Genomic DNA, 8,281 nt, shown 5'->3' with positions numbered 1-8,281 from the left:
GACCTGTGCGATGTGGCACAACCGCACCATCGGCGCACCCATCACCAGGTCACTGATCGCTTACGACCACTGAGCCACATCGGAACTACTCGTCTAGCGCCCGGCGTCCTGGTCCGGCACGTCGACGCGGGCCCCTACGAGGGCCTCGCCAAGGAGGACCTCCCGGCCCAGCTGTGCGCCTTCACGCACGGCGTGACGCAGGCCTGGGCCGGCCACCGCCCCGGCCACTACGACCTGGTCCACTCCCACTACTGGCTCTCCGGCCAGGTCGGCCGCCTCGCTGCCGAGCGCTGGGGTGTCCCGCTCATCCACGCCATGCACACCATGGCCAAGGTCAAGAACGCCTCCCTCGCCGAGGGCGACACCCCCGAGCCCGCGCTCCGTGTGTTCGGCGAGAGCCAAGTCGTACGGGCCGCCGACCGGTTGATAGCGAACACCGAGAAGGAAGCGGAGGAACTCCTCCGCCACTACGACGCCGACAGCGGTCGGGTCGCCGTCGTCCACCCCGGTGTCGATCTGGAGCGCTTCCGACCCGACGCCCGTGGTGTCGAGGCCGGACGGGCCGCAGCCCGGTCCCGCCTCGGCCTCCCGCAGGACGCGCTGATCCCCCTGTTCGTGGGCCGCATACAGCCGCTGAAGGCACCGGATGTCCTGCTGCGTGCGGTGGCCCGGTTGTTGGAGGGACGGCCGTGGCTGCGCGAGCGGATCGTGGTGCCGGTCGTGGGCGGGCCGAGCGGCAGCGGCCTGGCCGAGCCGGAAGGCCTCCAGAAACTCGCGGCCTGCCTCGGCGTCTCCGACGTCGTGCTGTTCCGGCCGCCGGTCGGCCAGGACCAACTCGCCGACTGGTACCGGGCGGCGTCCGTCCTGGTCATGCCGTCCCACAGCGAGTCCTTCGGTCTGGTGGCCGTCGAGGCACAGGCCTGCGGCACTCCGGTGATCGCCGCCGACGTCGGTGGCCTGCCGGTGGCTGTACGAGACGGGGTGAGCGGCGTTCTCGTACCCGGGCACGAGCCGGCGGACTTCGCGCGGGCGCTGTACGGTTTCGCCGAGGACCCGGCCCGCTCCGCCCGGATGAGCGAGGCCGCGGTCCGGCATGCCCGGTCCTTCGGCTGGGCCACGGCCGCAGCGGCGACGGCGGACGTGTACACCGCGGCCCTGCAAGAGCGTCGGCTTCACCGGATCTCGTGACCCTCCCGGCCGACGGCGGTCACCCACAAACCCCGAGGTTGCCGCCGGGCCTGGTTCCGTAGGCGGTGTGCGCGCGTGTACGCGTCGGGGAAGGTTTGGTGTTTTACGGTGGTTCGATGCGACTTGTGCCGAGGTGGGCCTTGTTCTCGTCGGGGTGCGCGCCTGTCCTGCTGGCCGGGGGCTGGACGATCGCGGGGGTGCTCGAGGGGCCCGCCTACGACCCCGCTACTCAGACGATCAGCGTGCTGGCGGCTGAGGGGGCTTCGGGGTTCTGGGTGATGACCGGGGCGCTGGTCGCCCTGTGGGTCTGTCACCTGCTGACCGCCTGGGGGCTGCGCGCGGCTGCCCTCGCCGGACGTGTCGCGCTGGCTGGTGGTGGAGTCTCGGCATTGGTGGTGGCGCTGGTCCCGGCACCGAGCAGTGGAGGCTCCCTGCGTCACGGTTCGGTTGCCGCGGTCGGATTCGTTCTCCTGGCGGTGTGGCCGATCCTCGCCGCCGATCGCAGCGGAACCGCACCGTGGGGGCTGCGGCCCGCGCCCTCCGTCGTGGCGACGGCTCTCATAGGTGTCGGCGCAGCATGGTTCTTGATCGAAATACAGGGGCACGGTGCCATCGGTGTCGCTGAACGGTTCGTGACGTTCATTCAGTCCCTGTGGCCCTTTGTGGTCGTTGCCTCCTGCCTCCGCCACCCCGGTCACGATGAGCACCCGACCTGACCGGGGCACTGCTCCATGCGACTACGACACGACACGACACGGCACGGGCGGCTGCTGCGACGTCAGCTCACGAGCCGGAGGACCTCGGTCAGGCCCCGGTCGCCGGTGCGCTGTTCGGCCGGCAGGAGGTAGGCGCGCAGACCGCAGGCGGTGGCGCCACCGTCCCGTACCGGGTTGTCGCCGACCATGAGCGTGGCTCGCGGGTCGGCGCCAAGGTCCGCGCAGGCCTTGAGGAACAGCTGGGGATCGGGTTTCTCCCGGCCCGCCTCACAGGAGATCACGCAGGTGTCGATCAGGTCCTCCAGCCCGGCAGCGGCGAGGTGGATCCGTAGGTCCCAGGCGAAGTCGCTCACGATCCCGACGCGCAGACCTCGGGCGCGCAGGGCGCGCAGCGTGGGTTCGGTGTCGGGATAGGGCAACCACGCGTCGGGGGCGGTGAGTTCCCGGTAGGCCGTCTCCTCGATGCCGCGCAGGAACTCCACGTGCTCCCACCATCCGCGCATGGCGAGGCGATGCCGTTCGGCGGAGAGGTCGCGGCCCTCCTGGAGGGCGACGACGGCGGGCAGCCGGAAGGCGTCGCGCAGCTGCCGCGCGATCCCGGCCACGGCGCCGTCCTCATCGAGCAGGGCGGCCCGGTCGCCGGCGGCGCCGACCCGGCGCAGCCACGTCTCCAGGTCGATCATCTGGAAGATCGTGTTGCTGAAGTCGAACAGGACGGCCTCGATCGCGGGTGGGGGATCGGCCGTCTGCGCGGCGGTCGGGCGGTAGGCGCTGGGGGTTTCGAACAGGGCGTGCAGGGCGTGTGTCACGGGGTCGGGTCTCCCGGTTCGACCGCCTCGACGGGGACACCGAGGCCGCGGATGGTCGCGATCTCCGCGTCGGGGGTGCTGGTGTCGGTGATGACCGCCTGGTAGTCGGCCACGGTGCCGTACGCGTGGGTGGCGGTCTTGCCGAATTTCGAATGGTCCACGAGGAGCAGGGCCCGCTCGGCGGAGGCGAGCATGGCCAGCTTCACCTCGACGTACTCGCTCAAGGGGTGGAAGAGCTGGCCGGAGAGGACGGCGGTGGCGGACATCAGGGCGAGGTCGGCGCGGATACGGGAGAGGGCGCGGGTGACTTCGGGGCCCGTGCAGGAGTTGAAGTCGCCGTTGTAGCGCCCGCCGAGCAGCGTGACGTCGACGTTCTGGGCGGACCCGAGACGCTGTGCCAGGCCGACCGAGTTGGTGACGACGGTGAGCTGGTCGAGCCGCGCGAGGGCGGGGGCCAGGGGGAAGAGGGTGGTGGAGTCGTCCATGAGCACCGTGGTGCCGGGCCGGATGTGGCCGAGAGCGGCCTGGCACAGGGCCGCCTTCGCCGAGGCGCCGGCGCTCTCGCGGAAGCGGGTCGCCGTTTCCATGGTGACCGCGGGGAAGGGGACGGCCCGGCCGCGTTCCTTGCGGAGCAGAGAGCGCTGGGCGAGGTCGTCGAGGTCGCGGTGCATCGTCATCAGGCTGACGCCGAAGTGGTCGGCGAGATCGTCGATGCGGGTCTCACCGTGGTCGACGACGTGGCGCAGCACGGCCTGACGCCGTTCCTCCACAGCCGCCTGCGACGACCTGGTCCTGGCGGGCACTGCGCTTCCCCCTTGTCTCCGTGTCCTGTGTCCGTCGCTCGGCTGTGGGCGGGCCGTGCTGTGCCGGCCCTCGACTCCGGGGCCGAAGGCCGGTGGCCTGGACTTGGAAGTCTCGCACACGGGCCGTGCGGAGCCAGGGCCCTTCTGATGGATCTCCGCGGCGTCGCGACGCCCGGCACGCCCGCTCCTTCTCCCACGGAGATCCACCAGAAGGGTCCTAGGGCCCCGCCATGGTGACCAGCACCTTGACGTGTTCGGGGGAGAGGGAGGCGGCGAAGGCTTCGGCGGCCTCCTCGAGGGGGAAGGTGGCGGTGACGATCTCGCCGGGGTCGACGGCACCGGAGGCGATCAGAGTCAGGGCGGTGCGGTAGTCGTCGGCCGTGTACATCAGCGTGCCCTCGATGCGGATCTCGCGGTCTTGGACCAGGTCGAGGCGGACCGGGGTGGCCCCGCCCGCGGGCACGCCGACGACGATGATCCGGCCGCCCTTGGTGACCAGGTCGGTGGCCTGCGCCAGGGACTGCTCGCGTGCCACGCAGTCGAAGACCACGTCGGCGGGTCCGCCGAGCGCCTCCCGGGCCCGGTCGGCCAGGTCGGGGGCGCCGGCGGGCAGCGCGGCGTCGGCGCCGAGGCGCAGGGCGCGGTCCCGCTTGCCGGGCAGCAGGTCGGTGACGACGATTCGCGCGGCGCCCGCGTGCCGGGCGGCGGCGAGGACGAGCAGGCCGATGGGCCCGGCGCCGAGGACGGCCACGGTCCGTCCGCTCAGGTCGCCGGCCTTGGCCACGGCGTGCACCGGGGTGGCCAGCGGTTCTACGAGGGCTGCCTCGATGTCGGTCATGCCGTCGGGGACACGGTGGACGCGGTCGGCGGGGATGGTGAACAGGTCCGTCATGGCACCCGGGGTCTGGCAGCCGAAGACCTTCAGCTCCCGGCAGATGTTGTACCGGCCCGAGCGGCACTGGGGACACCGCCCGCACACGAGGTTCGGCTCGATGACCACCCGGTCGCCCGGGGCGAAGCCGTCGGCGCCGGGGCCCGCGTCGGCGACGACCCCGACCGCCTCGTGCCCGGGGCAGTAGGGCAGCGGCATGAACGGATGGTGGCCGAGGGCGGCGTGGGTGTCGGAGCCGCAGACGCCCACCACGGTGGTGCGGACGAGGAGTTCGCCCGCGCCAGCGGTCGGCGCGGGAACGCGCTCGACGGTGATGTCGTCGATCGACCGGACGAGGACGCGGCGGATCTGCTGGGACATGGGGCGGTGCTCCGTTTCGGGTGCGGCCGGGCGGCGCCGGCGGCGGGCAGGCCCGGGGCCGGGAGTGGGTGCGGGGTCGGGAGTGCGTGCGGGGGTGTGCCGCGGTGCCCGGGTGTCCATGAGGCGGCCGGGTTGCGTCTGGAACGTGCGGTCCCTCCGGTCGAGCCGTCGGCCGCTCTCACTTCACCGCTCCCAGGGACAGACCGCGCACCAGCTTGTCCTGGGCGGCGAAACCGGCGATGAGGACCGGCAGCGACACCAGGGTGGCCGCCGCGCACAGCCGGGCCAGGAACAGGCCCTCGTTGGTGATGAAGCCGACGAGGAACACCGGCGCGGTCGACGCCCTGGTCGCGGTGAGGTTGACCGCGAACATGAACTCGTTCCAGCTGAAGATGAAGCAGATCAGCGAGGTGGCGGCGAGTCCGGGCATGGCGACCGGCGCGACGACCCGCCACAGCACGGTGAGCAGGCCGGCGCCGTCGACCTCGGCCGCCTCCAGGATCTCCTTGGGCACCTCGGCGAGGAACGAGCGCATCATCCACACCGCGATCGGGAGGTTCATGGCGGTGTAGAGGACGATCAGCGTCCACACGTTGTCCAGCATCCCGACGCCCTTGACGATCATGTAGACCGGCAGCAGGGCCGCGATCGCCGGGAGGAACTTCGTGGACAGGAAGAAGAACATCACATCCGTCCACTTCTCGACCGGCTTGATGGACAGCGCGTAGGCCGTCGGCACCGCCAGCAGCAGGACCAGCAGGGTCGACATGACGCTCGCCATGGCCGAGTTGAGGAGGAACGGGCCGATGTCCCGGCCCAGCAGCGTCTCGTACTGGTCGAAGGTGAGCGGCGCGAACGGCGACGGCGGGTTGGTCGCCGCGTCGGCCTCCTGGTGGAAGGACGTGAGCACCATCCACGCCACCGGCGCGAAGAACGCCAGGGTGGCGAGCCAGGCGACGAACGTCCACAGGGGCGTCAGCCGCGGCGAACCTCCGTGATCCGCCTGGCGGTTCAGGAGCTTCTTGACGCGCGCCCCGGGCGCGGTGACGGCCGTGTGAGCGGTCATCGGGACACCTCCTCGCGGAACAGCGACGCGATGGTGCGCAGCGCGAAGGTCGCGATCACGATCGAGCCGAGCACGACGACCACACCGGCGGCGGCGGCCTCTCCGTACTCGTACTTGCGGAACATGGTCAGGTAGATCTCGTACGGCAGGTTGGTGGTCTCCGAGCCCGGGCCGCCCTGGGTGATGGTGTAGACCGCGTCGAAGGTCTGCACGACGTAGATCGTGCCGAGCAGCACGCCCAGTTCGATGTACTGGCGCAGGTGCGGCAGCGTGATGAAGCGGAAGGTCTCCAGCGCCGACGCCCCGTCGACCCGGGCCGCCTCCAGGACGTCACCCGGCTGTGCCTGCAGGCCCGCCAGGAGGATCAGCATCATGAACGGGGTCCACTGCCACACCAGCGCGATCACCAGGGCGGGCATCGGGAAGGTCGACACCCAGTCGACCGTGGGCCCGTGGCTCGCGCCGAAGAGCTGGTAGACGGCGTTGAGGGTGCCGTTGAGGAGCCCGTAGTCGGGGTTGTAGACGGCGTGTTTCCACAGCAGCGCCGCAGCGACCGGCATCACCAGGAACGGGGCGATGAGCAGGGTGCGCGCCAGGCCGCGGCCAGGGAATCGGCGGTCGAGCAGCAGCGCCAGACCGAGGCCGAGGACCACGCTGAGGATCACCACCGACGCGGTGAGGACGACGGTGTTGAGCACGGCGGCCCGCAGGCGTTCGTCGGTGAAGACGAAGGTGTAGTTGGACAGGCCGATGAAGTGCCGGTCGCCCGGCTTGAGGATGTTCCACTGGAACGCGGAGATCACGAGCGTGGCCACGAAGGGCAGCTGCGTGACGACGACGGTGAAGACCAGCGCCGGCAGCAGCGGGATGCGCCGCCGCCACTTGCCGGGGCCGGAGTGGGCCCGGGGACGGGTGGGTGGTGGTGCTGTCTTGGGGGGAGCGGTGAGTGTGGTCATGGACCTTCCTCCGCCGGTGACACCGGACAGGGCAGCCAGTGCCCGGCCGACACGGGACCGGCCGGGCGCTGAGGGGGCTACTGGTAGTTCTTGGCGACTTCCTCGGCCTGCTTCTGGCCGTCGTTGAGCGCCTTGTCCACGCTGGTCTTGCCTGCGATGGCGGCGGAGATCTCCTGCGTCACCTTGGTCCCGAGGTCCTGGAACTCGGGGATGGCCACGAACTGGATGCCCACCGTGGGCCTGGGCTGGACGCCCGGGTCGGCCGGGTCGGCTCCCTGGATGGACTTCAGCGTGACGTCACCGAACGCGGCGGAGGCCTTCTTGTACTGCGGGATCTCGTACGTGCTGGCCCGCTTGCCGGCCGGGACGCGCGCCCAGCCGAGCTTCTCGCCGACCAGCTGCTCGTACTTCTTGCTGGACGCCCACAGCATGAACTTCGAGGCCGCGTCGGCCTTCTTGGTCGTCTTGGGCATGGCCCACGCCCAGGCCCACAGCCAGCCGCTGCTCTTGGTCGCGACCGTCGGGGCGTAGGCGTAACCGATCTTGCCGGCGGCCTTGCTGGAGCTCCGGTCCTCCAGCGACCCGGCCGCGCTGGTCGCGTCGTACCACATCGCGACCTTGCCCTGGCTCATCGCGTTCAGGCACTCGGTGAACCCGGCCTGTGGGGCGCCTGCCTCGCCGTGCTTGCGGACCAGGTCGACGTAGAAGTTGACGGCCTTCTTGAACGCCGGGCTGTTGACCTGCGCCTTCCAGTCCTTGGTGAACCAGGTGCCGCCGAAGGTGTTGACCACGCTCGTCAGCGGCGCCCCGAGTTCGCCCCAGCCGGGCAGGCCGCGCAGGCAGATGCCCCTCATGCCGGGCTGTGCGCCGTCGGCCTCGGCCGCGAGGTCGGCCACCTGCTGCCAGGTGGGATGCTCGGGCATCTTCAGGCCCTTCTCGGCGAAGACGTCCTTGCGGTACATGAGGAACGACGACTCGCCGTAGAACGGCAGGGCGTAAAGCTTGCCGTCCGAGCCCGACAGCGACGTGACCATGGGCTTGAGCAGGTCGGCCTTGTCGAAGCTCGGGTCCTCGTCGGCGTAGGAGCCGAGCTCGTGCAGCCAGCCGTTCTTCTCCCAGATGGGCACCTCGTAGGCGCCGATGGTGGCGACGTCGTACTGGCCGGCCTTGGTGGCGATGTCCTGGGTGACTTTGTCGCGCAGCTCGTTCTCCGGAAGGATCGTGAAGTTCACCTTGATGCCGGTGTCCTTCGTGAACGTGTCCTTCGTGAGCTTCGCGATGTCCTCCATCTGCGGATTGCCGACCATCAGCACGTTGATGGACTTGTCCCCGCTGCTGCTGCCGCCTCCTCCGGCGCCGGCGCATCCGGTGGCCAGCAGGGCGACGGCGGCCGTACCCGCGATGAGGGTCTGTCTGGTCGATGGCATGGGTGGGGTCCTCTTCTCATGAGGCGTGGTGGGTGGGGGCCTCCTCGATGCAGGGGAATTGTTA

7 protein-coding genes and 1 pseudogene are annotated in these 8,281 nt (G+C 70.6%); 2 read left to right on the top strand and 6 right to left on the bottom strand.

What is annotated here, in order from left to right:
• Positions 1-93: 93 nt before the first annotated feature.
• Positions 94-1,188 (top strand): annotated as a pseudogene (gene mshA, locus ACYVMZ_RS28835) (D-inositol-3-phosphate glycosyltransferase); the annotation flags it as partial.
• Positions 1,189-1,304: 116 nt separating this feature from the next.
• Positions 1,305-1,904 (top strand): DUF998 domain-containing protein, encoded by a 600-nt coding sequence (locus tag ACYVMZ_RS28830; protein WP_461084729.1) that lies wholly within the window; start codon positions 1,305-1,307, stop codon positions 1,902-1,904.
• Positions 1,905-1,966: 62 nt separating this feature from the next.
• Here the strand turns inward: ACYVMZ_RS28830 and ACYVMZ_RS28825 are convergent, their stop codons facing one another.
• From ACYVMZ_RS28825 to ACYVMZ_RS28800, 6 genes are all read right to left on the bottom strand, one after another.
• Positions 1,967-2,713: an HAD family hydrolase gene (locus tag ACYVMZ_RS28825; protein WP_461084727.1), complete on the bottom strand. Its 747-nt coding sequence runs from the start codon at positions 2,711-2,713 to the stop codon at positions 1,967-1,969.
• Entirely contained in the window at positions 2,710-3,516 is an 807-nt protein-coding gene (locus ACYVMZ_RS28820; RefSeq protein ID WP_461084725.1) for a DeoR/GlpR family DNA-binding transcription regulator, read from the bottom strand. Before ACYVMZ_RS28820 ends, ACYVMZ_RS28825 begins: the two co-directional genes overlap by 4 nt.
• A 217-nt stretch (positions 3,517-3,733) precedes the next feature.
• Positions 3,734-4,768, bottom strand: coding sequence for a zinc-dependent alcohol dehydrogenase (locus ACYVMZ_RS28815; RefSeq protein WP_461084723.1), 1,035 nt, complete (start codon positions 4,766-4,768; stop codon positions 3,734-3,736).
• Positions 4,769-4,946: 178 nt separating this feature from the next.
• The gene (locus ACYVMZ_RS28810) at positions 4,947-5,834 is read right to left on the bottom strand and encodes a carbohydrate ABC transporter permease (RefSeq protein WP_461084721.1); all 888 of its coding nucleotides are present in this window, start codon (positions 5,832-5,834) and stop codon (positions 4,947-4,949) included.
• Entirely contained in the window at positions 5,831-6,790 is a 960-nt protein-coding gene (locus ACYVMZ_RS28805; RefSeq protein ID WP_461084719.1) for a carbohydrate ABC transporter permease, read from the bottom strand. Before ACYVMZ_RS28805 ends, ACYVMZ_RS28810 begins: the two co-directional genes overlap by 4 nt.
• Before the next feature lie 77 nt (positions 6,791-6,867).
• Entirely contained in the window at positions 6,868-8,217 is a 1,350-nt protein-coding gene (locus tag ACYVMZ_RS28800; protein WP_461084717.1) for an ABC transporter substrate-binding protein, read from the bottom strand.
• Positions 8,218-8,281 lie beyond the last annotated feature (64 nt).

The sequence above is a fragment of the Streptomyces deserti genome, assembly GCF_054782695.1.
Note: the sequence above shows the minus strand (reverse complement) of the source record. Positions and strands in the feature narration are given on the sequence as shown.

Bases quoted from the DNA above. Each gene is read 5' to 3' on its own strand.
- ACYVMZ_RS28830 (WP_461084729.1), top strand. From the start codon at position 1,305: ATGCGACTTGTGCCGAGGTGGGCCTTGTTCTCGTCGGGGTGCGCGCCT.
- ACYVMZ_RS28815 (WP_461084723.1), bottom strand. From the start codon at position 4,768: ATGTCCCAGCAGATCCGCCGCGTCCTCGTCCGGTCGATCGACGACATC.
- ACYVMZ_RS28810 (WP_461084721.1), bottom strand. From the start codon at position 5,834: ATGACCGCTCACACGGCCGTCACCGCGCCCGGGGCGCGCGTCAAGAAG.
- ACYVMZ_RS28805 (WP_461084719.1), bottom strand. From the start codon at position 6,790: ATGACCACACTCACCGCTCCCCCCAAGACAGCACCACCACCCACCCGT.
- ACYVMZ_RS28800 (WP_461084717.1), bottom strand. From the start codon at position 8,217: ATGCCATCGACCAGACAGACCCTCATCGCGGGTACGGCCGCCGTCGCC.